This is a genomic window from Erwinia sp. E602 (assembly GCF_018141005.1).
In the GTDB taxonomy this organism is placed as follows: Bacteria; Pseudomonadota; Gammaproteobacteria; order Enterobacterales; family Enterobacteriaceae; genus Erwinia.
The window spans coordinates 2,739,848-2,764,155 of the sequence record NZ_CP046582.1; the positions used below are offsets into that span (position 1 = coordinate 2,739,848).

The window sequence follows — 24,308 nt, forward strand, 5'->3', positions numbered from 1 at the left end:
TCCACCGCAACCTCAGGACGGGGTTTCCCGTCCTGACTTCTCGCCGCTCCCGTCGTTTTCCACGCCCGCCGCCAACTGTGGTAGACTGCACTCTCTTTTGACTTTCCCGGAACCCGTCTGTGTCCTCTTCCCGCGTCTTTTTTCCCCAGCCGTTTCTTGATGAGATGCAGCAACTGCTGCCTGACAGCGCAGAATTTGCGCGCTTTATCGCCATCAGCCAGCAGCCGCTGCGCCGCAGCCTGCGCGTCAACACGCTGAAAATCAGCGTGGCGGACTTCCTGGCGCAGGTCGCGCCCTATCAGTGGGCGCTGACTCCGGTGCCGTGGTGCGCAGAGGGGTTCTGGATCAGCCGCGACGATGCGGACACCCTGCCATTGGGCAGCACCGCCGAGCACCTGGCCGGGCTGTTCTACATTCAGGAAGCCAGCTCGATGCTGCCGGTGACCGCGCTGTTTGACGGCAGCCCGTCGCCCGGGCGGGTGATGGACGTGGCCGCCGCGCCAGGTTCAAAAACCACCCAGATCGCCGCGCGTATGAACAACACCGGTGCCATCCTGGCCAATGAGTACTCGGCCAGCCGGGTTAAGGTACTGCACGCCAACCTCAGCCGCTGCGGAATCAGCAACACCGCCATGACCCACTTCGACGGCCGGGTGTTTGGTGCGGCGCTGCCGGAGTCCTTTGATGCGATCCTGCTGGATGCCCCCTGCTCCGGCGAAGGCGTGGTGCGCAAGGATGCGGACGCGCTGCGCAACTGGAGCGAGGAAAGCACCGCGGCAATCGCCGCCACCCAGTGCGAGCTGATCGACAGCGCGTTCCATGCCCTGCGTCCGGGCGGCACGCTGGTCTACTCCACCTGCACGCTGAACCGCAGCGAAAACCAGCAGGTGATCGCCTGGCTGCTGGCGCGTTATCCGGACGCTGTAGAGGTGGAGCCGCTGAACCAGCTGTTTAGCGGCGCGGAGCAGGTGGCGACCCCGGAAGGTTTCCTGCACGTCTTCCCGCAGGTGTTCGACAGCGAGGGGTTCTTTGTGGCCCGCCTGCGCAAGACCGCCGGCGTTGCACAGCTGCCGGTGCCCGGCTATAAGCTCGGCAAACTGCCGTTCAGCCCGTTGAGCCGTAAGCTACAGCAGGAGGTGGCCGACGCGGCGGCAAAAGTCGGTTTGCAGTGGGGCGAAGATCTGACGCTGTGGCAGCGCGACAAAGAGCTGTGGCTCTTTCCGGCGGCCATCGAGCCGCTGCTGAACCGCGTGCGTTTTTCCCGTATCGGCCTGAAGCTGGCCGAGACCTTTGCCAAAGGCTACCGCTGGCAGCATGAAGCCGTGGTGGCACTGGCCAGCACGCAGGCGGCCAACGCGGTGGAACTGAGCAGCGGTGAAGCGGAAGAGTGGTATCGCGGGCGGGATATCTATCCGGAACGCCCGCTGCCGGCCGGTGAGCTGATCATTTGCCATCAGCAGCAGCCGATCGGGCTGGCAAAAACGGTGGGCAGCCGCATTAAAAACAACTACCCGCGCGAGCTGGTGCGCGACGGCAAGCTGTTCGGCGTCTGAGAGATCGGACGCCCTGCCGAGGCAGGAGCAGCGGTAACGCGCCCTGTCCGGACGGTTGCAGTCTGAACGTTAACCGGTAAGGCACCCTGTCCGGGAGAACGCAGCCGGAATGCTAACCGGTAAGGTACCCTGTCCGGGAGAACGCACCGGTAAGGTACCCTGCCTGAACGGTGCCCTGCACGCGCCGTTTTAAACCGATGCCGGTACGCGTTTATGCCGGCATCCGGCAACAGGCCCTGCCCGGCTATTTCACCGCGCGCGGATTTTTTCGCAGCGAACCGCTCCAGCTAAAGTCCTTCACTTCGCTCTCTTTTGCCGCAGAAGGTTTTTTCACCCGTTTTACCGGCGTCTTTTTGTTAGCCTCCTTCGCCAGCCGCTCCTTCATCACCAGCTTTTTGGCCTCTTTCAGGATCTCCTTCTCCTCTTTCTTACTGGCAACGTGGCCCAGCTTCGTCGTTAGCGTTTTAACGCGCAGTTCCACCAGCAGCTTCTCTTCGGCGGTAAACTGGTCGATCGAAATCTCTTTATCGTTGCTCATATCACAAACTCCAGACGGCGGATAACGGGGGTACCCGATGCAGCGGCCGCCCGCGTTTTCGCGCGACGATCGGGTACGCGCTCTTTTATCGGTTAATCTGCGGTAACAAGCAAGCACGGTGAACCTTGCGTTCACTCAATTATTCCCCGCGCCACGTTGCCGGTTAGCCAAACCTGTACTATGTTCAGCACTGTAATCAATAAGTTAAAACGAGACTATCAGATGCTGATCAAAGGTATTAGTAAGGGATTCTTTATCTTTATTCTGGCCATAACCACGCTGGCCTTTTTACACGTGCTGGGGCCCTATTTTTCCGCGATCCTGTGGGCCGCGATCCTGGCGATTATTTTCCACCCGTTAAAAACCCGCCTGCGCAACGCGCTGGGGGATAAAAACGGCATCGCCGCGCTGCTTACGCTGCTGGCGATCTGCCTGATCGTATTTATCCCCCTCGCGCTGGTGGCGTCGTCGCTGGCGGTGGAGTGTAACGCCCTCTATAACCGGCTGCAGAATAACCAGACCGAACTGGCCACGGTGGTCAGCGGCGTTATCAATCACCTGCCGAGCTGGGCGCGCCACTTCCTTGCTGAAAACAACCTCAACAACCCGGACCATATCCAGCAGCAGCTTTCCGGCGCGGCGATGAAAGGCGGTCAGTTCTTCGCCGGCAGCATTATGCTGATTGGCAAGAGTACCTTCAGTTTCACCATCGGCTTTGGCGTGATGCTCTACCTGCTGTTCTTCCTGCTGAAAGATGGCGCCTACCTGGTCAGCCTGGCCTTTAAGGCCATTCCGCTGACCGATCACGTTAAACACCATCTGTTTGTCAAATTTGCCGCCGTTTCCCGCGCAACCGTTAAAGGCACCGTGGTGGTGGCGGTGGTTCAGGGAACGCTGGGGGGCATTGCCTTCTTCTTCGCGGATATTCAGGGCAGCATTTTATGGGGCTCGCTGATGGCGTTCCTGTCGCTGATCCCGGCGGTCGGCTCGGCGATTATCTGGCTGCCGGTGGTGCTCTACTTCCTGTTCAGCGGTGCGCTGGTGAAGGGGCTGGTGCTGGCGTTCTTCTTTGTGGTAGTCATTGGCCTGATCGATAATATCCTGCGCCCGCTGCTGGTGGGTAAAGACACCAAAATGCCGGACTACCTGATCCTGATCACCACCCTCGGCGGCATGGAGATTTACGGCATCAACGGCTTTGTGATCGGCCCGCTGATCGCCGCGCTGTTTATCTCCTGCTGGAACCTGCTCTCCGGCCGCGACCATAAGGGCAACACCGACGAGATCGACCCGGACTTCTTTGAAGAAGGGCTGAGCCAGCACGATAAAACCGAGTAACGGCAGGGCTAACGGGCCAACAACGCCCTGCACGCCGCCACTTCAGAATACAAAAAATGCGCAATTTTCGACATTATCAGGAAGTTTTCAGAGCGACAGCATTCGGTGCCAAACTGGCGTTAGGCGGGTGCAGAAAAAAGGCGTAGTGTGCAGGCGGGTGCTTGAGGCTTTCTGCCTTAAGCATAGTTATGTTGACGGCAGAAAGAGAAAAGCCCCATTCGATATCCATCAAATGAGGCCTGACCCTAATGCGTCACAACATGCAGGTTAGTCCTTTATCCGTCGAAAGACAAGGAGGAGTAACCATGAGACAGCACGCGGCGATCCCGATCGCCATTCTGATCATCATCATTATTACGGTGGTGGTGGTGCTCAACAGGAAAGACCTCTGTGAGCTGCGCATCCGAAGCGGGCAAACGGAAGTTGTTGCCGTCTTTATGGCTTACGAATCCATAAGATAAAGGCAAACGGCGGGGAGGCGCCTCCCCGCCAACCGCTGTTGCCGGCGGCCGGTCTTAAGCACCCGCCTTTTTATACGCGATCGGACGAATCAGCCTGTCGTCCGGAGCGGCCGTAGCCGCCAGCAGGCTAAGCGGCTGGCGCTGCCTGACCACGGCGGCTGAGCAACAGCACGACGGCGGCACCGAGCAGCAGCGCGACGATGGCGTAAACGCGGTTCTCGGGCTGCGTACCGCCAATCCCGCCTGCCGCCAGGAAGTAACCGGCGGCAAAGACGGCTTTTGCAATCGTCCAGCCGGTAGTCGGCGGCCGGCGGCAGATGACCCTGACCGCCCATGCCCCGAGAATTAACCCCATAAAACCTAAAACCGTTTCCATTATCCGCGCCTTCTCAACCGGTTATCCGTCGGATTTGCCCGCCGGGGGTTCTTTGTAACACGGCGCACCGGTTCGGCGCTACTGCGCGGGAGATGCTCAGGGGAGAACACTCCCCGCAACGTTGCCCTGTTTCACTTTGCGACGGGCAGGTCAGCGCAACGGGTGGTATAGGCAGGCGACAGCATCTCACGCTTCATCGCCCAGCTTTTCTGCATCCCCTGTCCGGCAAACCACAGCTTGCCCTTCCCCTGCTGGTTAATACCGTCGAGGATCTGCATCAGCGCGGCACTGTTGGCCTGCGGCTGGCACTCATCAAACAGGTTCAGCTGTACCACTCCCTGGCTGAAGAAGTCGCCGAGCATCACACCGGCCTTCATATAGCGGTGCCCGTCGATCCAGATGCGATCCAGCGCCGCCATCGCCAGTCGGATAATGTCACGAGTATCATTACTCGGCAGCGGCAGGTATCCCCCCGCCTGATTGCCGTAAAACACCTCGCCAGGCGTGTGCGGGCTGGTGCGCACAAAGACTGAGACCTGGCGGCAGTACTGGCGCTCCTGGCGCAGTTTTTCCGCCGCCCGTTCGGCATAGGCGCACACCGCCTGACGCATATGCTGGTAATCGGTGATGCGGCTGCCGAACGAACGCGAGCAGACGATCTGCTGTTTCGCCGGGGCAAACTCCTCCAGCGCAAGGCAGGGTTCGCCACGCAGTTCACGCACAGTGCGCTCCAGCACCACGTTAAAATTCTTACGAATCATCCACGGCGAACTCTCCGCCAGCTGCAACGCCGTGTCGATCCCCAGCAGACTGAGTTTTTTACTGATTCGCCGGCCTACGCCCCACACGTCGGCCACTTCGACCAGGGCCAGCAGTTTACGCTGCCGTTCCGGGCTGGAGAGATCGACCACACCGCCGGTCTGCGGCCACTTCTTGGCCGCGTGGTTAGCCAGCTTGGCCAGCGTTTTGGTCGGCGCAATGCCGACGCCGATGGTCAGATGCGCCTCCTTCTTAATACGGTCCCGCACCTGATGGCCAAACTGCGCCAGCGGCATGCAGTGGCTGACGCCGGTCAGGTTCAGGAATGCCTCATCGATCGAGTAGATCTCGGTGCCCGGTGCCATCTCTTCCAGTAGTGTCATCACCCGCTGGCTCATATCTGCGTAGAGCGCATAATTCGAGCTGAAGACATTGACCCGGTGCTGCTGAAACAGCGCTTTTTGTTGGAAGTACGGCGCACCCATTACGATCCCGAGCCGCTTCGCCTCCGCCGACAGCGCAATCACGCAGCCGTCATTATTGCTCAGCACCACCACCGGCTTACCGCGCAGGTCCGGGCGAAACACCGTTTCGCAGCTGGCGTAAAAGCTGTTCACATCAGCCAGCGCGAACATCAGCGGGTCGGCTTAATCACAAAGGTCACTACGCCGAACAGACTCAGCCCCTCTTCAGGGTTGATGACGATCGGCGAGTAAGCACGATTCATGGGCACCAGCCGCGGTACCGGACTCAGCTGCAGTTTTTTTACCGTAAACTCGCCGTCGATGGAGGCCACCACGATATCACCGTGCACCGCGGTCAGCGAGCTGTCGACCACCAGCATATCGCCGTCGCCGATGCCCGCCCCTATCATCGAATCGCCGCTGACGCGGATAAAGTAAGTGGCACTGGGGTGAGCAATGCATACGTCGTTAAGATTGATGCGCGTCTCAATATAGTCCTGCGCCGGTGACGGAAAGCCGCACGGCACCCGTTCAAGGAACAGGGGTAAAGCCAGCAGAGAGGGCCACTCGCAGGCCTTAAAAATTTGCATAGAACACCACATAAGAAATATCTGTATATATATACAGTATTATCGATCATTACCAACGATCAACCCTTTTTCACGGGCGACGAACTATGCGGTTGATGAACGGTGGGATTTAACTACGCAGGGGTGAACATGCTTAAAGGATTCTGGCGATAGCTATCAGGATGCGATTGATAGCGTTCGCGAAGCCATTGAGGGCCATACAGAACTTTTGGTAGAAGAAGGTGAAACTGTTGCCTTCCACCACCTGTATTGAGGCGTTCATTGATGACGGGGAATATGCAGGAACTATCCGGGCGCTGGTTGACGTGGATGTCACTCCCCTGATGGGCAAAGCCGGAAAAATTAACGTGACGCTTCCGATGCTGCCGATCCGGCGTATCAATCGGTTTGTGGCAAACCATCCTGGGTATCGCAGCCGTTCCGAGTTTCTGGCGCGTGCGGCTACCGAGCGGTTTATTAAGGTACCGACATAAAAAAAGACCAAAGGCCAATCCTGCCTTTGGTCCAGGGAAATGGCTCTTTGCAGAGCCGTGCGCTAAAAGTTGGCATTAATGCAGGCGGTGTGCCTGACTCTTAAAAGATAGACCACCGGCAGGGGAATTCCAGCCGGTGGAAATGAAGATGTTAACTTAATGTTAGCATTGTGATCGAAGCGGCAGAAACGGGCGTCCGCCGCCGGAGACTGGCGGCAAAACGCCGTGCGCGCTAACTATACGGCGACCGACAGGAGCAGCAGCAGGTGAGATCGACAGCACGTTCACAACGCTGGCGAGACAGGCCGATCATCCGCCGGGCTGAAGTTAACACGGCGTTAACCGTCGCAGCGCGGGTTTACCAACGGCGGCAGAGGAGCCTCCCCCTGCCCCGGCAGTCAGTTACAGAGCTTCTCGGCGCGGGCGATAATCGGTGCCAGGCTCTTTTTATGGCCCGGATTGTTCGGGTCATCCGCCAGCACTTTCTCAATCGGCACGCCGTGCGTCTGCCCGGCCTGCACTTTGGCGATCGCCTCTTCGTTCAATGGATATTGCATCAGCGTACCGTCGTTGATCGCAAACAGCACGTTACCCTTTTCGCAGCTCAGCATCATCTCTTCGCGGGTAAACGGCCAGTTATCCTTGCCCATATCAAAACGACTGACCGTTTCAACGCCAGCCAGCGCGCTGGTGCTCACGCCCAGTGCAATAAACAGCAATGCCCAATTTTTCATTACGATTTTTACCTTAACACGATGTCTTAAGTGTATTTTTTCAGTGCGTCTGTGCGCCGCCAGGGCTCAACCCGGTTGCAGCGTGGCAAACAGGCTCACCGCCAGCAGCGCCAGCGCCGCCAGCACGATTTCCGCCAGCGTAGTACGGATAAACAGCTGCTGTGCCCGCTGACCGCTGCGCTGAAAACGCGGTACCAGCCAGTAGCGGTTAACCAGCGCGATCAGCGTCATAGCGGCCACCAGAGCGACTTTTACCAGCAGCAGCTGGCTGTAGAGGCGGAAGCTGGCCGGTGGCCAGCCGAGCAGCAGCAGCGAGTTCAGCACACCGCTCAGCACCACCAGCGCGACCGCCAGATGGCCGTAACGGGAGAAGCGCATCAGGGTGCGGATGGCATCATAGCGGTGGGCCGCGCCACGCGCTTCGCGCATCACCACCACCAGCGGCAGCAGGCCGCCGGCCCAGAACGCCGCGCCGATCAGGTGCACCATCTGGTTAACCCGCTGAACGCCCCCTGCCCAGCCGTCCAGCATCGCCGCGTGGCCGACAAACGCCAGACCGGCCAGCTGCAGCAGCGCCATCAGCAACAGCAGGCGCTGGCCTGCGGCACCGCGCAGCAGCCAGGCCAGGCAGCCGCACAGCGCAATCAGGCACTGCCACTGCCAGACCCGGCCAAAGCCGGTGTTCAGCACCGCCTGCCAGACCTCAGCGCTGAGCATATCGCCCCAGCCGTCGCCCATCAGCCCGGTCTGGGCCGTCAGCAGCAGCAGCGTGCTCATCAGCGTCACGCCGCTGGCGGCGACCATCAAGGGGCGTAAACGCCCGCTCAGATGCGGCCGATAGCGCGAAGGCGCCAGCAGGACGGTGTAAAACCCGGCCCCCGCCAGCGACATCAGCGCGCCAAAGTGCAGCCAGCGGCAGAGAATATAGAGCGCGGTCAGCGACATGTTACTTCACGGAGAAGCGGTAGCTTCCTTTGGTCTTGTGGCCGTCCACGGAAAGCACGTGCCACTTCACCTGGTAGCTGCCGCTGGTCAGCGGTTTTTCCAGCGGCACGATCAGCTGACTGTGCATTTTCGCGTCACGCTGCGCCTTGCCCAGCGCCACCGGCTGTTGATTTGCGGCAGTGACGTCCAGGCCGCTAAAGGCGGGCTCGATATCTTCCGAGAAGGTCAGCGTCAGCGCCTGCGGCGAGGCGGTAACCACGGCGTCGGCGGCCGGATACTGGGTTTTCAGATGAGCATGAGCGGCGGCCTGTTGCGCGAACAGCGCGGCAACCAGCAGCCCGGAGACCCTGCAGAAATTACGCATATTGCTTAATCATCCATAACGGGACGCAGCACGTCGCTGCCTGAGGCCGAAAGAATACCCCGCTTAAAAACGGGTGTCGAGGCGACAGCGGAGATCAATTGGCCACTAAACTTGCTAATCCGTGCCTTCTGCATTATTTTCTGCCGCAGACTAGCAGGAGAAGATCATGAGTAACAATCTGGCAACTTTACCGCAGCAGGAAAAGGACAAAATCAACGTCGAGCTGGCCGCCGCCGGCGTGGCGTTTAAGGAACGCTACAATATGCCGGCGATCGCCGAGATGGTGGAGCGCGAGCAGCCGGAAGCACTGCGTGACTGGTTCCGCCAGCGGCTGACGCACTACCGGCAGGCGTCGCTGTCCCTGTCCCGACTGCCGTATGAGCCAAAACAAAAATAGCGCGTTGCTCCGTTCCATTCCGCCATATCAACCCAAACAAAAACAGGGTGGTGCGTTTCGTTCACGCCCGACTTGCGTTACGCTGTCAGCCTCTGTTTCAGGTTGAAAGGTAAGGTCAATGTCCGGCTGGAATATCGCTGCTGCACAGTCAGGCTCGCGCGCGGGCAATATCACATGGAATATTGAGCACCACCTGGCGTTTATCCGCCAGGCTGCCGAACTTAACGTCGATCTGCTGGTGTTCCCGGAGCTGTCGCTGACCGGCTATGAGCTGCCGCTGATGGTGGAGCTGGCGATGGCCGCGGACGATCCCCGCCTGCAGGTGTTTGCGGACGCAGCACAGCAGTACGGGATGAGTATCTGTGTTGGCCTGCCGTTGAAAAACCAGCAGGATGTGATGCTCTCTGCCGCCACCTTCCTCGCGGACGGCACGCGTTTTGCCTACAGCAAGCGCAACCTGTTTGGCGACGAGCGGCAGATTTTCAGCCAGGGCAGCCCGGTGCCGATGTTCGGCCAGCCGCAGCAGAACGTGGTGCTGGCGATCTGCGCCGACATCAGCGTCGAACAGTTCGCCCGCGACGCCGCGCAGCAGGGGGCCGATCTCTATGCCACCAGCGTGCTGGTATCAGAAAAGGGATATGAAGCCGACTGCGCGCTGCTGGGCCGCTGGTCAGAGACGTATCAGATGGCGGTACTGATGGCCAACCATGCCTGGCCGACCGGCGCCTACGTCTCTGCCGGCAAGAGCGCGTTCTGGAGCCCCGACGGGCAGCAGGTGGTGCGCGGTGGCGACGGTGAGCAGCTGATTATCGCCCGCCGCCAGGGCAGCCAGTGGCACGGCGAAGTGCATGCGCTGCACGCCACGGCGGAGCGCTAGAAAGGAGTGAGTATGTTACGAGTGATCGACACCGAAACCTGCGGTCTGCAGGGCGGCATTGTCGAAGTGGCCTCGGTGGACGTGGTCGACGGGCAGATCGTTAACCCGATGAGCGACCTGATCCTGCCGGACCGGCCAATTGGCCGCCAGGCGATGGCCATTCACCGCATTACCGAAGCGATGGTGCGCGGCAAGCCGACCATCGAGCAGGCGATCGGCCGTTATCACGGCAGCGCGTTTTACGTTGCGCACAACGCCAGCTTTGACCGGCGGATGCTGCCGGAGATGCACGGAGAGTGGATCTGTACCATGACCCTCGCCCGCGCGCTGTGGCCGGGGCGCAAGTACGGCAACCAGGCGCTGCGCGAGTCGCTGCAGCTGGAGGTGTCACCGCCGCCGGAGCTGCACGCCCACCGGGCGCTGTACGACTGCTACGTCACCGCCGCGCTGCTGATACGCATCATGGACTACAGCGGCTGGGATGCTGCGGAAATGCTGCGCCGCATGCAGGTCAAAGGCTCGGTCAACAGCCTGCCGTTTGGTAAGTATCGCGGGCAGAAGGTTGACGACGTGGCGAAAAAAGATCCGGGATACTGTCAGTGGATGCTGAAAAATATCCCGGACCTGAAGCCCGACCTGCGCGGTGCCCTGCTGCGCGCCTTAAGCGCCGCCGATTAAGCGGCCGGGCCGGCGAGCGTTCCGTTCGCCAGCCCAATCAGGAAGGCGTACTCCAGCGCCACCTCTTCCCACACCTTATAACGCCCCGATTTGCCGCCGTGGCCGGCATCCATATCGGTGTGCAGCACCAGCAGATGGTCATCAGTTTTCAGCTCACGCAGTTTTGCCACCCATTTGGCCGGCTCCCAGAACTGTACCTGCGAGTCGTGTAGCCCGGTGGTCACCAGCAGATGCGGATAGGCCTGCGCGGTGACGTTGTCGTACGGGCTGTACTGACGAATATAGCGGTAGTACTGCTCGTCGGCCGGGTTGCCCCACTCATCGTATTCGCCGGTGGTCAGTGGAATGCTCTCATCCAGCATGGTGGTCACCACGTCAACAAACGGCACCTGAGCCACCACGCCGTGGAAGCGCGCGGGCTGCTGGTTGATCACCGTGCCCATCAGCAGGCCACCGGCGCTGCCGCCCATCGCGTAGAGTTTTGCCGGATCGCCGTAACCCTGTGCCACCAGCGCCTCGGTCAGGTCGATAAAGTCGTTAAAGGTGTTCATCTTGTTCAGCAGGCGGCCGTCGTCATACCACTGCTGCCCCATCTCGCCGCCGCCGCGGATATGGGTCAGGGCGAAGACAAAGCCGCGGTCGAGCAGGCTGAGGCGGCTGGCGCTGAAATCCGCATCCATGCTGCTGCCGTACGAGCCGTAGCCGTAGACCAGCAGCGGGTTGTGGCCCGGTGTATAGCTGTCCTGGCGGTAAACCAGCGACACCGGCACCTCAACGCCGTCGCGCATGGTCACCCAGTGGCGCTCGCTGCGGTAACGCGTGGCGTCAAAACCTTTCACCTCGGTCTGCTTCAGCACGCTGCGTTCGCCGCTGTCCATATCCAGCTCGTAGAGGGTATCCGGCGTGGTCATCGACGAGTAGCCGTAGCGCAGCTTGCTGGTCTCCGGCTCCGGGTTGTGGCCCACCCAGGTAACGTAGGTCGGATCGTCGAAGGCGATACGCACCTCTTTGCCGTTCTGCCAGTGGATCTGCCGCAGGCTGGTCAGCCCGCGCTGGCGCTCTTCCACCACCAGCCAGTCGCGGAACAGGCTGTAGCCCTCCAGCACGATATCCCCCCGCGGGGCGATCACCGGCTGCCAGGCCGCGTCATCCGCGGTTGCGCTGCGGTAAAGGCCAAAGTTTTTCCCGTCGCGGTTGGAGCGGATAAAGAACTGCTGCTGGTAGTGATCGACGCTGTACTCATGATCTTTACGCCGCGGGCTGAACAGCTGCGGCTGCGCCTGCGGATCGCCGGCGTCCAGCAGCAGGATCTCGCTGGTGGTACTGCTGTTAAGCGAGATGGCGATGTACTGCTCAGAGGTGGTTTTATATACGCCGACGTAAAAGGTATCGTCCGCCTCTTCATACACCAGCTGGTCCTGCTGCTGCGGGGTGCCGAGGGTATGTCGCCACACCTGGTACGGCAGCAGCGTCTGCGGGTGCTTACGCACGTAGTAGAGCGTCTGCGAGTCGTTGGCCCAGGTCATGCTGCTGGAGACCTGCTCCAGCACCTCGTCATACTGACGATCGGTGCTGAGATTACGCAGGCGAATGCTGTAGATACGGCGTGAGAGGAAATCCTCCGCCAGCGCCAGAATCTGGTTATCACGGCTGATGGCCATGCCGCCCAGCGTATAGAATTCGCTGTCCGCCGCGCGCTGATTGCCGTCGACCAGCGTCTGCCACTGCTCCGGCGTGGCGGTATCCGCCGGCTGGCGGCTGTGGATCGCGTACTCGTCGCCCTCTTCAAAGCGGCTCTGGTAACGCCAGCCGCGCTTCACATAGGGCACCGACTGGTCACGCGGCGGAATACGATCGACAATCTCTTTCAGCAGCTCGGCCTGCAGCGCCTGCTGCGGGGCCAGCAGCTGCTGACCGTAATCGTTCTCAGCCTGCAGCCAGGCCAGCACTTCCGGGTCAGCGCGCTCGTCGTCACGCATCCAGTAGTAGTTGTCGGTACGGGTTTCACCATGCAGGGTCATCTGATGGGGGATTTTTTTCGCTAATGGAGGGGTCATAGTCTCTTCGCGGTTGCTGTGCCTGTCTGAAAGACTGGCAGTAAGCGGACGAAATGCCAAGGAATTATGCGGGTGGGAACACAAAAAGGTCGGGCGACGGGAAATCGCCCGGCTCAGCGTCAGCGTCAGGCAATAAGTTTCAGTTTCTCTTCGCGGATGTCACCCAGAATCGAATCCCGCACGTCCTGCGGAATGTTCAGCGCGTCACCCAGCGCCTGCAGGTAGCTGCGCTCCATAAAGTGGTCGGCGTCAATCACCAGGTTGCTGAGGAAATAGACCTCCAGCGCCTCTTCTTCATTTTTGACATCCGCCGCCAGCCGCTGTGGATCCAGCGGACGCTCAATCGCCTGCTGCACCAGCCGTTCGGCCTGTTCGCCGAGGCCCGACTGGCGGATATGTTCATCGATGGCCTGACGCTCTGAGCTGTCGATATGGCCATCGCTTTTGGCGGCAAACACCAGCGCTTCAATCAGCCGTTCGGCGCGGCGGTCCACCGGCGTGCTCTGCTGACCGAACTGCGGCTGGTCGCGGTGGGTTTCGCTGACCCGCTGCTTGTACCTGTTCCACAGCACAGCACCCGCCGCCGCGCTACCGCCAATGATCAGCGCATTTTTGCCGTACTTAGCCAGCAGATTACGTGACGACTTGCTGGCAATCAGCATGCCCGCCAGCCCGCCCAGCGCGCCGGGAGCCAGCATTTTGCTCAGCCCTTCTCCGCCGGAGGATTTACCCGCCTTACCCAGTACCGATTGAATCTGCTGTAACCAGTTGCTCATAGTGGTTCCTTCTGGCCGAAAAACACCACAATAGGCGAAGGCGCGTCAGGAAACGTCAAAGGATGCAAAGGCCGGTTAAAGAAGATGCCGCCATAGCGCTTTCGGGCGCTGAACTTGCCGGACCGCTACAGGGCTTCTACTCTGTACTACCTGGTTCGTAAGTTTTCAGGAGCACTGATGACGCAGCACGCTTCCCCGCTGTTTCTTAACACCATTCTCACCGGCGGCACGCCGCAGCAGAAGCTGCGTGCGGCGAAGTCAGCGGGCTTTGATCAGGTTGAACTGTGGCAACAGGATGTGCAGGCCGCCGGCGGGGGTGCCTTCACGCTGGCGCCGCTGCTGCACGAACTGCAGCTGGGGCTGACCGACTATCAGGTATTGCTGGATTTTGACGGCGCGCGCGGCGACAAACGTGAGGATAAGCGACGTGAGGCGCTGACGATGATGGACAACGCCGTTAAGCTGGGAGCAAACACGATACTGACCCCAGCCTCCACCGATCCCTGCTGCGATGCCGGCTGCGTACTGCAGGACCTGCGCTGGCTGACGGCACAGGCGGCAGAGCGCGGGTTGCGGGTCGCCTATGAAGCGATGGCCTGGAGCCAGCATATCAATACCACCGATGCCGCCTGGCATCTGATACAAAAGACCGGCGCCGGAAATATCGGGCTGGTGGTGGATGCCTTTCATATCTTTGCCGGCGGGCGGACGCTTGACGATCTGGCGGGGATCCCGGCGGAAAAAATTTACCTGGTGCAGCTGTCAGATCTCAGCACCCGGCCGCAGAAAAACCAGCTGGTTGAAACCGCGCGTCACCATCGCCTGTTACCCGGCGAGGGAAACTTCCCCCTGACATCGCTGCTGCAGCACCTGAAAACGCTGGATTATCGCGGCCCCGTCGGGCTGGAGGTATTTAATGACGAGCGCCAGGCAGCCGATGCGCATCTGACGGCTGATGCGGCAATGCAGTCACTGCGCAGGGTGCTGGACAGCGCAGGCTATCGGTAGTAAAAAATGCTCCCCGTCATTATGCCGACCTGACGCCCGGTCAGCCATCAGGCCGATTTTACCGCGCGCAGCGTAGTGGCGTCGTCTTCGGCGCTGTCGCTGCTCTCTTCCGGCAGCTTGCCGCTGCGCAGGATATGCTGCAGGGCGTCTTTGTTCTCCGCCAGGAACAGGCCCAGCGCCTCGCCCTGCTGTTCGTCCAGTTCAAGCTGGCTGGTGGTTAACCAGTCAGAGAACACTTCCGCCATATCGAGCATTTTGTCGTACGCATCGGCTTCCTTCTTGCTGGCAAAAGTCATCTTTTCCTCACCTTTTCTGACGACAACGTATTTAATCTCAACAGCCATGATGTTCACTCCGGTTAACTGTGTTTATATACAGTATAACAGCAACGGTTTTTTGACTCAAGCTTCCCGTAACAGATGATCGCGCAAACGTTTTCGTTTATACTGCGCGCGTTATTTTTCATCCAATCAGGTAGACATTATGACGACTTTAGGAACCGCGCTGCGCCCTGCTGCGACACGCGTAATGCTGTTAGGATCGGGCGAGCTGGGTAAAGAAGTGGCCCTGGAGTGCCAGCGTCTTGGGGTGGAAGTGATCGCCGTCGATCGCTATGCCGATGCGCCAGCGATGCACGTGGCTCACCGCAGCCACGTTATCAATATGCTGGACGGCGCCGCGCTCGCCGCGCTGGTTGCCCTTGAGAAGCCCGACTTTGTGGTGCCTGAAATTGAAGCCATCGCTACCGATATGCTGATTGAGCTGGAAAAGCAGGGCCAGCACGTGGTGCCGACCGCCCGCGCGGCCAGACTGACCATGAACCGCGAAGGCATCCGTCGCCTGGCGGCCGAAGAACTGGCGCTGCCGACCTCAACCTACCGCTTCGCCGACAGCCACGCGGCGTTTCTTGCCGCCGCCGATGAAATCGGCTTCCCGTGCATCGTCAAGCCGGTGATGAGCTCGTCCGGCAAAGGCCAGAGCTTTATCCGTGATGCGGCTCAGCTGGATGCGGCCTGGGAGTACGCCCAGCAGGGCGGCCGCGCCGGTGCCGGGCGGGTGATTGTCGAAGGCGTGGTGAAATTCGATTTCGAAATCACCCTGCTGACCATCAGTGCGGTAGACGGTATCCACTTCTGCGCGCCGATCGGCCACCGTCAGGAAGAGGGCGACTATCGCGAATCCTGGCAGCCGCAGCAGATGAGCGCGCTGGCGCTGGAACGTGCCCAGGCAATCGCAGAAAAAGTGGTCACCGCCCTCGGCGGCCGCGGCCTGTTCGGCGTCGAGCTGTTTGTCTGTGGTGATGAAGTGGTGTTCAGCGAAGTGTCACCGCGCCCGCACGATACCGGCATGGTTACGCTGATCTCGCAGGACGTTTCCGAATTCGCCCTGCACGTGCGCGCCTTCCTCGGCCTGCCGGTTGGCGGCATTCGCCAGTACGGCCCGTCGGCCTCGGCGGTGATCCTGCCGGAGCTGGACAGCGACAACGTACAGTTTGGCAATCTCTCCGCCGCGCTGGGTGCCGGCCTGCAGCTGCGCCTGTTCGGCAAGCCGGAAGTGCGCGGTCAGCGTCGTATGGGCGTAGCGCTGGCCACCGGCGACAACGTTGATGAAGCGGTCGCCCGCGCGGTGGCGGCAGCGGCCAGCGTGAAGGTCAGCGGCTAACGCCGAATCCGGGGCGGTGTGCGCCGCCCCGAAAATCACCTGCGCTCATCACTGCCGCGCGCCGGCCACCGCTTCCCGCGCCAGCTGCGTAATCCGCTGATAATCTCCTGCCTCCAGCGCGTCCAACGGCACCAGCCAGGATCCACCGATGCACAGCACGCTGTTCAGCGCCAGATAGTCACGATAGTTGGCCGGGGAGATACCGCCGGTCGGGCAGAAACGCACCTGCGGGAACGGGCCAGCAATCGCCTGCAGCGCCTTCACGCCGCCGTTGGCTTCCGCCGGGAAGAACTTGAATTCCCGCAGCCCGTAATCCAGCCCGGTCATCAGCTCCGATACGCTGCTGATACCCGGAATGAGCGGCAGCGGCCCGTCAACGGCGGCACGCAGCAGCGGTTCGGTTAAGCCCGGGCTGATAGCAAACTGCGCGCCGGCGTCGGTCACCTGTTGCAGCTGCTGCGCGTTCAGCACCGTGCCGGCCCCGACGATCGCTTCCGGCACCTCGCGCACCATCGCCTGCAGCGCCTCCAGCGCGCAGGGGGTACGCAGGGTAACCTCCAGCACGCGGATCCCCCCTGCCACCAGCGCTTTGGCCATTGGCACCGCGTGCGCAACGTCGTTGACCACGATCACCGGTACCACCGGGCCCGTCTCCAGGATCTGGCGGGCGCTGATTTTCCAGTTACTCATTGCTCAGTCTCCTTGTAATAAAAAAAACCCGCCGTAGCGGGTTTCAGAACATCAGCAGATTACTCGAACTCGTTCCACGAACGGCCGTCGCGGGTGATCATCGCCACCGACGCGACCGGGCCCCAGGTGCCGGCCTGATAAGGCTTCGGCGCTTCTTTATCCGCAGACCATGCGTCCATGATGGAGTCAACCCACTTCCAGGCCTCTTCCACTTCGTCACGGCGCACGAACAGCGCCTGAATGCCGCGCATGGTTTCCAGCAGCAGGCGCTCGTAGGCGTCCGCCAGGTGCGACTGATTGAAGGTCTCAGAGAAGCTCAGATCCAGCTTGGTGGTCTGCAGGTTGTGCTTGTGATCCAGGCCCGGCACTTTGTTGAGGATCTGGATTTCCACGCCCTCGTCCGGCTGCAGACGAATGGTCAGTTTGTTCTGCGGCAGTTCCTGCCAGGAGTCTTTGAACAGGTTCAGCGCCGGGTTCTTGAAGTAGACCACCACTTCTGAACATTTGGTCGGCAGTCGCTTACCGGTACGCAGGTAGAACGGCACGCCCGCCCAGCGCCAGTCGTCGATATCCACGCGGATAGAGACAAAAGATTCGGTGTTGCTGTTCTTATTGGCCCCCTCTTCTTCCAGGTAGCCCGGCACTTTTTTGCCCTGCACGAAGCCAGCGGTGTACTGGCCGCGCACGGTTTTTTCACGCACGTTGGTGTGGTCAATGCGGCGCAGTGAACGCAGCACCTTCACTTTCTCGTCACGGATGCGGTCAGCCGACAGATCGGCCGGCGGTGACATGGCGATCATGGTCAGCACCTGCAGCAGGTGGTTCTGGATCATATCGCGCATCTGGCCGGCCTGGTCGAAGTAACCCCAGCGCCCTTCGATTCCCACCTCTTCCGCCACGGTAATCTGCACGTGGTCGATGGTGCGGTTATCCCAGTTAGAGGCAAACAACGAGTTGGAGAAGCGCAGCGCCAGCAGGTTCAGCACCGTCTCTTTGCCGAGATAGTGGTCAATACGGAACACCTGGCTCTCTTCGAAGAACTCACCGACCTGGTCGTTAATTTCCTGCGAGGTCGCCAGTGAAGTACCCAGCGGCTTTTCCATTACCACGCGCGCCGGCTTAGCATTCAGCTTTGCCTGGCCAAGGCCTTTGCAAATTGCGCCAAAGGTGCTTGGCGGCATGGCAAAGTAGTTGATAGTTACGCGTTTTTTCTGGTCAAGCATTTTGCCCAGGCGCGGGAAGTGGCTGCTGTCGTTAACGTCCAGGTTGCAGAAATCGAGACGGCTGCTGAGTTTATCCCACAGCGCTTCATCGATTTTTTCCTTCATGAAGGTTTCCAGCGCCTCACGCACTACCTTGGTGTAGGCTGCTTTATCCCACTCAGCACGGCCAACGCCGATGATGCGGGACTCTTCATGGATCTGTCCGGCTTTCTCCAGTTGATACAGAGAGGGCAACAGTTTCCGGCGCGCCAGGTCGCCTTTGGCACCGAAAATCACCAGATCGCATGCCTGAGCTGTTTGTGTAACCGCCATTTCATTCTCCTCGTTGCAGGATTAGCCCGTCCTGGTGATTCCGTAAGTGGACAGACTCTTATTGTAATTTTGTTTCAATACAATGTACTGCTTTGCCCGGTGCGCGTAAACCAGGGCAGGCCACTCTGGCACAATGTATTCAGTTATCGGGCAATATACCGCCCCACCTTCCGGGCGGGCGATAAATTATGCGTAATTTTCCATCGTTTTTGTTACCGTTATTACCGTTGTGAAATCTGACCCAGCTCAAACTCTGGTAAAAAATGGGCCTTTTATCACGTTCCTGGTTGCCTTCATTCGCATAATGCGTTGTATATTCTCTACAAAATGAGATTGATTTCACCTGTGATTGAAATCGGCAAAATGTATGAGTAAATATCTCTATGAATGTATTGGAAAAAATTCAATCTCAGTGGGAAAAACTGAGTAAATCTGAACGCAAAGTCGCCGAAGTCATTCTCGCTTCCCCTTCCACCGCCATGCACTCCAGCATCGCCACGCTGGCGCGGGCCGCTGCGGTCAGTGAACCGACGGTGAACCGCTTCTGTCACCGGCTTGGCACCCGCGGCTTCCCCGATTTCAAACTGCAGCTGGCGCAAAGCCTGGCCAACGGCACGCCTTATGTCAGCCGCATTGTCGATCAGGATGACGGCGTGGACGCCTACTCCAGCAAGATTTTCGAGTCGGCGATGGCCGGGCTGGATCAGGTCAGACAGGGGCTGGACACCCAGGCGGTAAACCGCGCCGTTGACCTGCTCACCCAGTCAAAAAAGATCGCTTTTTTTGGTTTGGGTGCCTCCGCCGCGGTAGCGCACGATGCAATGAATAAATTTTTCCGCTTCAATGTACCGGTTTTCTATTCTGATGATATTGTGATGCAGCGCATGAGTTGTATCAACAGCGGAGAGGGAGACGTGGTGGTGTTGATTTCGCATACCGGCCGCACCAAATCGATGGTTGAACTGGCCCGCCTGGCGCGGGAAAACGACGCAACGGTGCTGGCGATCACCTCCCCCGACTCGCCGCTGGCCCGCGAAGCCTCCCTGGCCCTGGAGCTGGACGTCCCGGAGGATACCGACATCTACATGCCGATGGTCTCCCGCCTGGCGCAACTGACGCTGGTCGACGTGCTGGCCACCGGCTTCACCCTGCGGCGCGGTGCCAAATTTCGTGACAACCTGAAACGGGTTAAGGACGCATTAAAAGAGTCCCGTCTGGATAAAGACGGCCCGCTTGCCCGCTCCCGTGAATGAATTTAAGCAGCAGTCCCGTAAGGGCCAGCCTGGCCCTTAACCTGAAACGACAGAGTCAGCCTGGTTGTGCCTGCACCTGCAGTACAACGTTTAAAGCCAACGGAGTTATACATGTCAAGACGTCTCAGAAGAACCAAGATTGTAACCACGCTTGGGCCTGCCACCGACCGCGATAATAACCTGGAAAAGATCATCGCTGCGGGCGCCAACGTTGTTCGTCTGAACTTCTCCCATGGTACCGCGGAAGATCACCAGTTGCGCGCCGACAAAGTGCGCGCCATCGCCAGCAAATTAGGCCGCCACGTGGCGATCCTCGGCGATCTGCAGGGTCCTAAAATTCGCGTATCCACCTTTAAGGAGGGCAAAGTCTTCCTCAACATCGGTGAGAAATTCCTGCTGGATGCCAGCATGGGTAAAGGCGAAGGCGACAAAGAGAAGGTCGGCATTGACTATAAAGGTCTGCCGGCGGACGTGGTCCCGGGTGATATCCTGCTGCTGGATGACGGCCGCGTGCAGCTGAAGGTGCTGGAAGTTCAGGGCATGAAGGTGTTCACCGAAGTCACCGTCGGCGGCCCGCTGTCGAACAACAAAGGGATCAACAAACTGGGCGGCGGCCTGTCAGCAGAAGCGCTGACCGAAAAAGACAAGGCCGACATTCTGACGGCGGCGAAAATTGGCGTTGACTACCTGGCCGTCTCTTTCCCGCGCTGCGGCGAAGATATGCACTACGCGCGTCGCCTGGCGCGTGAAGCAGGCTGCGACGCGAAGCTGGTCTCTAAAGTTGAGCGTGCGGAAGCCGTCGCGTCTCAGGAGGCGATGGATGACATCATCCTTGCCTCTGACGTGGTGATGGTCGCCAGGGGCGACCTGGGCGTTGAGATCGGCGATCCGGAGCTGGTGGGTATTCAGAAAGCGCTGATCCGTCGCGCCCGTCAGCTGAACCGCTCGGTGATCACCGCCACTCAGATGATGGAATCGATGATCACCAATCCGATGCCGACCCGCGCCGAAGTGATGGACGTGGCAAACGCCGTGCTCGACGGCACCGATGCGGTGATGCTGTCGGCAGAAACCGCGGCGGGCCAGTACCCGGCGGAAACGGTGTCAGCGATGGCCAAAGTATGCCTGGGTGCTGAAAAGATCCCCAGCATCAATGTCTCCAAGCACCGCCTGGACGTGCAGTTCGACAATATCGAAGAAGCGATTGCCATGTCGGCGATGTACGCCGCCAACCACCTGCAGGGCGTCACGGCGATCATCACCATGACCGAATCCGGCCGTACCGCGCTGATGACTTCGCGTATCACCTCCGGCCTGCCGATCTTTGCCATGTCACGCCACGAGCGCACGCTCAACCTGACCGCCCTGTACCGCGGCGTCACCCCGGTTTACTTTGACAGCAATAACGATGGCGTGGCGGCAGCCCACGACGCCGTCAACCTGCTGCGTGACAAAGGGTTCCTGGTTTCCGGCGACCTGGTAATTGTCACCCAGGGCGACGTCATGAGCACCACCGGCACCACCAATACCAGCCGCGTGCTGCGCGTCGAGTAAAAGCAACTTACGGGGGCTCCTGCAGCGTCAGGCGCCCCCGGATCACATTGCGTTCTTTGATGTCAGTAACCTTCCCGCGACGCCTTCACTCTAAGGCGCAACGGCTTAGCCGTTTACTGCTGGCCCAGCGGCTTTCACACAAAAAAAATCGGTAAAGCAGGTCTCCCTGATTTACCGATCGTGCAGGCCGGAAAGAGTCAGTTGCAGCACTCAACGCGGTACAACCTGCCCTGCCGCGGACTCTTAACGGGTTGTCGAGGTCGTGGTGGTGGTCGTGGTGCCGGTATTGGAACCATCACCGCCGCCAGAAGATGCGATAAATACCCCCGCCAGCGCAGCGACGACACCCACACCCACGGCAGTGGAGGTACCCGTTGACATAGCAGCCGCGTCAGATCCCGCTGCCACTCCCGTTTCTGTAGCGGCAGAAGCGCCCGCAGCCAGAGATGACATTAATAAAAACAATGCTATTTTTGCCTTCATTGAGAACCCTTGCAAAATGGGGTGGATAGGATTAGGAGTTCATTCTTTTTAATTCAAGGAAAGTGCCGTTTTACAATAGCACAGTACAAACGGTTGCCTGATTTTTTTATCTCAACGCAAGATGTTGTAATATATTGGTTTTTTTAAAGATACAAGGTAATGAAAAAGTGAACTTAACGCAAATCATTGATTTCATTTGTTTTGACTAAATGATTTTAAGAATTTTCTTATGCTGTTTTTTTTCGAATATGCTCGCGAAGGCATGTAAGGAACAATTCGTCACTCTCATTAGCCACGCCAATCAATACGCATGCTAACTATTACGGACGGCAACGCAGAGCCACTCTCGCGTTACATCCTCATAATAATGCAGCATCTTTCGTATAAAATGCGCTATCTTAGCGCTCCGCCAAAGCAGAGCGGGAACGACCGATACATCTACGGAAGGAGCCAGAATGGCATCAACCACCCCTGTTTCAAGCCTCACGCGCAGGCATATTATTTTCCCCCTGTCGCTGGTGTTATTTGAGTTCGCTACCTATATCGCCCACGATATGATCCAGCCCGGCATGCTGCTGGTCACCCGTGAGTTCAACGTCGGCCCGGAGTGGGTCTCCTCGTCGCTGACCGCCTATCTGATCGGCGGGATTGTGCTGCAGTGGCTGCTCGGCCCGCTGTCGGACAAGCTGGGCCGGCGCCCGGTGATCCTTTCCGGCGTCGCCTTCTTTGTACTGACCTGCATCGCCACCCACTGGGTGCAGAGTATTGAACAGTTTGTATTACTGCGCTTTCTGCAGGGGACCAGCCTGTGCTTTATCGGCGCCGTCGGCTATGCGGCAATTCAGGAAGCCTTTGATGAGAAACTGAGCGTCAAAATCATGGCGCTGATGGCCAACGTGGCGCTGCTGGCCCCGCTGATTGGCCCGATTGCCGGCGCGGCGTTCCTGGAATTTGGCGAATGGCGCAACATGTTCTGGCTGTTCGGCATCGTCAGCGCCGTGGCGCTGGTGGGCCTGTGGCGGGCGATGCCGGAAACCGCAGGCGATCCGCTGATGAAGATCTCCGCCGGCTCGCTGGCCCGCGGCTACCGCACCCTGCTGCGCGACAGCCAGGTGATGAGCGGCTCGGTGGCTATCGGCCTGGTCAACATTCCCGGCCTCGCCTGGGTGGCGCTGGCGCCGGTGGTGCTGATCCACGATGAAGGGCTGACGCGGATTGAGTATGCGCTGCTGCAGCTGCCGGTGTTTATTGCCATGATCGGCGGTAACTTTACCCTCAGCCTGCTCTCCGGCCGGCTGGCGATTGATAAGCCGCTGCGGCTGGGAGCCTGGCCGCTGATCGGCGGGCTGCTGATCGCTACCGTTGCCACGCTGGTTAACCCGCACAGCTATCTGTGGCTGACCGCCGGTCTGAGCCTGTACGGCTTTGGCACCGGGCTGGTGAACGCCGGGCTGTACCGGCTGACCCTGTTCTCCAGCAGCGAAGGGAAAGGTAGCGTGGCGGCGATGCTGGGAATGGTGTCGTTAAGCCTGTTTACGCTGGGGATTGAGCTGGTGAAATGGGCCTATTTCAGCCTGGGTACCGGCGGCTTCAGCGTGGTGACGCTGGCGCTGATCCTGATATGGCTGGTGCTGGTCAGGGCTTTCCTGCGCGAATGGCAGCGCCGTTCGGTGCTGAATCCGTAAGCCGCCGGCGGCTTACGGATGTAAAGAGCCGCTGTACGGCGGCTCTATTTTTTCGGGTAGAGCTCGTCGCGATCGTAGGGTTCAACTTCGCCCGGCCGGCGGGTTTTCAACAGCTTGAGGATCCAGGTGTACTGTTCCGGGTTCGGGCGAACCAGGTGTTCCACCTCTTCATTCATCCGCCGCGCCAGCGTAACGTCGTCGGCTTCCAGCAGGTCGTCCATCGGCTCACGCAGAAAGATGTCGAGGCTGTGCGTCTTCACGTCATAGACCGGGAACAGCGGCACCACCCGCGCGCGGCACACCTTCATCAGCCGCCCTACCGCCGGCAGGGTCGCCTTATAGGTGGCAAAGAAATCGACAAATTCGCTGTGCTCGGCACCGTGATCCTGATCGGGCAGGTAGTAGCCCCAGTATCCCTGACGCACCGAGCTGATGAAGGGTTTGATACCGTCGTTGCGCGCGTGCAGGCGGCCACCAAAGCGGCGGCGCACCGCGTTCCAGATGTAATCCATCACCGGATTGCGCTGATTGTGGAACATCGCCGCCATCTTCTGCCCTTCACAGGCCAGCGCCATCGCCGGGATATCCACCGCCCAGCCGTGCGGCACGAGGAAGATCACGTTCTGACCTTCATCACGCATCTGATCAATCTGCTGGCGGCCGTGCCAGCGAATGCGCGTCAGCGCTTTTTTCGGGCGCAGCGCCAGTTCGGCCATCATCACCATCGACTGCGGCGCGGTGGCAAACATCTGGTCGATAATCGCTTCCCGCTCGGCTTCGGAGCGCTCAGGCAGGCAGTACAGCAGGTTGATCTGCGCACGGCGGCGGGCGCTGCGGGCAATTTTGCCGGCAAATCGCCCCAGGCCACCCAGCAGCGGATCGCGCAGCCGCGGTGGCACCAGCGCAATGCCGGCGCAGGCGCCAATCGCCAGCCAGCTACCCCAGTGGCGGGGAGCTAAAAAGGATTTCTGAAAGACGGGAATAAACTCCGTAGGACTTTTTTTACTCTTTTCCATGCACCGGCCTCAAACAATAAGGGGCTAATGATAGTGCTGACG

At 59.6% G+C, this 24,308-nt stretch carries 26 protein-coding genes; 12 read left to right on the plus strand and 14 right to left on the minus strand.

The genetic code is table 11. The features are described from left to right. Positions 1-119: 119 nt before the first annotated feature. Positions 120-1,553 (plus strand): 16S rRNA (cytosine(1407)-C(5))-methyltransferase RsmF, encoded by a 1,434-nt coding sequence (gene rsmF / locus GKQ23_RS14035; protein ID WP_212408580.1) that lies wholly within the window; start codon positions 120-122, stop codon positions 1,551-1,553. A gap of 244 nt (positions 1,554-1,797) precedes the next feature. Here rsmF and GKQ23_RS14040 read toward each other — a convergent pair whose 3' ends face one another. After that, the gene (locus tag GKQ23_RS14040) at positions 1,798-2,091 is read right to left on the minus strand and encodes a hypothetical protein (RefSeq protein WP_056241958.1); all 294 of its coding nucleotides are present in this window, start codon (positions 2,089-2,091) and stop codon (positions 1,798-1,800) included. 222 nt (positions 2,092-2,313) lie between these two features. On the opposite strand from GKQ23_RS14040, the gene GKQ23_RS14045 reads away from it, so the two are divergent. After that, positions 2,314-3,429 (plus strand): AI-2E family transporter, encoded by a 1,116-nt coding sequence (locus GKQ23_RS14045; RefSeq protein ID WP_056242475.1) that lies wholly within the window; start codon positions 2,314-2,316, stop codon positions 3,427-3,429. A gap of 305 nt (positions 3,430-3,734) precedes the next feature. Then, positions 3,735-3,890 (plus strand): Hok/Gef family protein, encoded by a 156-nt coding sequence (locus GKQ23_RS14050; protein WP_212408581.1) that lies wholly within the window; start codon positions 3,735-3,737, stop codon positions 3,888-3,890. A gap of 127 nt (positions 3,891-4,017) precedes the next feature. On the opposite strand, the gene GKQ23_RS14055 is transcribed toward GKQ23_RS14050, so the two are convergent. The 3 genes from GKQ23_RS14055 to umuD all read right to left on the minus strand — a co-directional run bounded on the left by GKQ23_RS14055 (position 4,018) and on the right by umuD (position 6,079). After that, a complete protein-coding gene (locus GKQ23_RS14055) occupies positions 4,018-4,266 on the minus strand; it encodes a hypothetical protein (RefSeq protein WP_072166476.1) in 249 nt (82 codons plus the stop codon). Between the two features lie 131 nt (positions 4,267-4,397). After that, a complete protein-coding gene (gene umuC, locus GKQ23_RS14060; RefSeq protein WP_212408582.1) occupies positions 4,398-5,660 on the minus strand; it encodes a translesion error-prone DNA polymerase V subunit UmuC in 1,263 nt (420 codons plus the stop codon). Next, on the minus strand, positions 5,660-6,079 hold the full coding sequence (umuD, locus tag GKQ23_RS14065; RefSeq protein WP_212408583.1) for a translesion error-prone DNA polymerase V autoproteolytic subunit: 420 nt from the start codon (positions 6,077-6,079) through the stop codon (positions 5,660-5,662). Before umuD ends, umuC begins: the two co-directional genes overlap by 1 nt. A gap of 230 nt (positions 6,080-6,309) precedes the next feature. Between umuD and GKQ23_RS14070 the strand changes: the two genes are divergently transcribed. Beyond that, complete coding sequence (locus GKQ23_RS14070) at positions 6,310-6,552, plus strand: type II toxin-antitoxin system HicB family antitoxin (protein ID WP_072166475.1); 243 nt, start codon at positions 6,310-6,312, stop codon at positions 6,550-6,552. 398 nt (positions 6,553-6,950) lie between these two features. On the opposite strand, the gene GKQ23_RS14075 is transcribed toward GKQ23_RS14070, so the two are convergent. The 3 genes from GKQ23_RS14075 to yobA form a co-directional block, all read right to left on the minus strand. Then, complete coding sequence (locus GKQ23_RS14075) at positions 6,951-7,286, minus strand: YebY family protein (protein ID WP_101505720.1); 336 nt, start codon at positions 7,284-7,286, stop codon at positions 6,951-6,953. Positions 7,287-7,352: 66 nt separating this feature from the next. Next, positions 7,353-8,231, minus strand: a complete 879-nt coding sequence (gene copD / locus GKQ23_RS14080; RefSeq protein ID WP_212408584.1) for a copper homeostasis membrane protein CopD — start codon at positions 8,229-8,231, stop codon at positions 7,353-7,355. 1 nt (position 8,232) lies between these two features. Next, positions 8,233-8,595 (minus strand): CopC domain-containing protein YobA, encoded by a 363-nt coding sequence (gene yobA / locus GKQ23_RS14085; RefSeq protein ID WP_212408585.1) that lies wholly within the window; start codon positions 8,593-8,595, stop codon positions 8,233-8,235. A gap of 166 nt (positions 8,596-8,761) precedes the next feature. Between yobA and GKQ23_RS14090 the strand changes: the two genes are divergently transcribed. The 3 genes from GKQ23_RS14090 to exoX all read left to right on the plus strand — a co-directional run bounded on the left by GKQ23_RS14090 (position 8,762) and on the right by exoX (position 10,547). Next, positions 8,762-8,992 (plus strand): DNA polymerase III subunit theta, encoded by a 231-nt coding sequence (locus tag GKQ23_RS14090; protein ID WP_212408586.1) that lies wholly within the window; start codon positions 8,762-8,764, stop codon positions 8,990-8,992. A 118-nt stretch (positions 8,993-9,110) separates the two neighbouring features. Then, positions 9,111-9,869, plus strand: a complete 759-nt coding sequence (locus GKQ23_RS14095) for a carbon-nitrogen hydrolase family protein (protein WP_212408587.1) — start codon at positions 9,111-9,113, stop codon at positions 9,867-9,869. A gap of 12 nt (positions 9,870-9,881) precedes the next feature. Further along, positions 9,882-10,547 carry an exodeoxyribonuclease X gene (gene exoX / locus GKQ23_RS14100; RefSeq protein WP_101505716.1) on the plus strand — a complete coding sequence of 222 codons (666 nt, stop codon included), beginning with the start codon at positions 9,882-9,884 and terminating at the stop codon, positions 10,545-10,547. Here the strand turns inward: exoX and GKQ23_RS14105 are convergent. Beyond that, complete coding sequence (locus GKQ23_RS14105; protein ID WP_212408588.1) at positions 10,544-12,604, minus strand: S9 family peptidase; 2,061 nt, start codon at positions 12,602-12,604, stop codon at positions 10,544-10,546. The genes exoX and GKQ23_RS14105 overlap by 4 nt on opposite strands. Before the next feature lie 125 nt (positions 12,605-12,729). After that, positions 12,730-13,380: a tellurite resistance TerB family protein gene (locus tag GKQ23_RS14110; RefSeq protein WP_212408589.1), complete on the minus strand. Its 651-nt coding sequence runs from the start codon at positions 13,378-13,380 to the stop codon at positions 12,730-12,732. 177 nt (positions 13,381-13,557) lie between these two features. Between GKQ23_RS14110 and GKQ23_RS14115 the strand changes: the two genes are divergently transcribed. Beyond that, positions 13,558-14,388, plus strand: a complete 831-nt coding sequence (locus tag GKQ23_RS14115) for a sugar phosphate isomerase/epimerase (protein ID WP_212408590.1) — start codon at positions 13,558-13,560, stop codon at positions 14,386-14,388. Positions 14,389-14,435: 47 nt separating this feature from the next. On the opposite strand, the gene GKQ23_RS14120 is transcribed toward GKQ23_RS14115, so the two are convergent. After that, positions 14,436-14,732 (minus strand): YebG family protein, encoded by a 297-nt coding sequence (locus GKQ23_RS14120; RefSeq protein ID WP_212408591.1) that lies wholly within the window; start codon positions 14,730-14,732, stop codon positions 14,436-14,438. A gap of 139 nt (positions 14,733-14,871) precedes the next feature. Here GKQ23_RS14120 and purT point away from each other — a divergent pair, with 139 nt between their 5' ends. Then, a complete protein-coding gene (gene purT / locus GKQ23_RS14125) occupies positions 14,872-16,050 on the plus strand; it encodes a formate-dependent phosphoribosylglycinamide formyltransferase (protein WP_212408592.1) in 1,179 nt (392 codons plus the stop codon). Positions 16,051-16,098: 48 nt separating this feature from the next. Here purT and GKQ23_RS14130 read toward each other — a convergent pair whose 3' ends face one another. Then, positions 16,099-16,740 carry a bifunctional 4-hydroxy-2-oxoglutarate aldolase/2-dehydro-3-deoxy-phosphogluconate aldolase gene (locus tag GKQ23_RS14130; protein WP_056241917.1) on the minus strand — a complete coding sequence of 214 codons (642 nt, stop codon included), beginning with the start codon at positions 16,738-16,740 and terminating at the stop codon, positions 16,099-16,101. Between the two features lie 59 nt (positions 16,741-16,799). After that, positions 16,800-18,275 (minus strand): glucose-6-phosphate dehydrogenase, encoded by a 1,476-nt coding sequence (gene zwf, locus GKQ23_RS14135; RefSeq protein WP_056241915.1) that lies wholly within the window; start codon positions 18,273-18,275, stop codon positions 16,800-16,802. Positions 18,276-18,658: 383 nt separating this feature from the next. Between zwf and GKQ23_RS14140 the strand changes: the two genes are divergently transcribed. Both GKQ23_RS14140 and pyk read left to right on the plus strand, forming a co-directional pair. Then, a complete protein-coding gene (locus GKQ23_RS14140) occupies positions 18,659-19,528 on the plus strand; it encodes a MurR/RpiR family transcriptional regulator (RefSeq protein ID WP_101505709.1) in 870 nt (289 codons plus the stop codon). A 111-nt stretch (positions 19,529-19,639) separates the two neighbouring features. Continuing rightward, positions 19,640-21,082, plus strand: coding sequence for a pyruvate kinase (gene pyk, locus GKQ23_RS14145; RefSeq protein WP_056241908.1), 1,443 nt, complete (start codon positions 19,640-19,642; stop codon positions 21,080-21,082). 243 nt (positions 21,083-21,325) lie between these two features. Here pyk and yjbE read toward each other — a convergent pair whose 3' ends face one another. Then, positions 21,326-21,565, minus strand: coding sequence for an exopolysaccharide production protein YjbE (yjbE, locus tag GKQ23_RS14150; RefSeq protein ID WP_072166474.1), 240 nt, complete (start codon positions 21,563-21,565; stop codon positions 21,326-21,328). A 455-nt stretch (positions 21,566-22,020) separates the two neighbouring features. Between yjbE and GKQ23_RS14155 the strand changes: the two genes are divergently transcribed. Then, positions 22,021-23,250, plus strand: a complete 1,230-nt coding sequence (locus GKQ23_RS14155; protein ID WP_212408593.1) for an MFS transporter — start codon at positions 22,021-22,023, stop codon at positions 23,248-23,250. A 44-nt stretch (positions 23,251-23,294) separates the two neighbouring features. Here the strand turns inward: GKQ23_RS14155 and lpxM are convergent, their stop codons facing one another. Next, positions 23,295-24,266, minus strand: coding sequence for a lauroyl-Kdo(2)-lipid IV(A) myristoyltransferase (gene lpxM / locus GKQ23_RS14160; protein WP_101505707.1), 972 nt, complete (start codon positions 24,264-24,266; stop codon positions 23,295-23,297). Between the last annotated feature and the right edge of the window lie 42 nt (positions 24,267-24,308).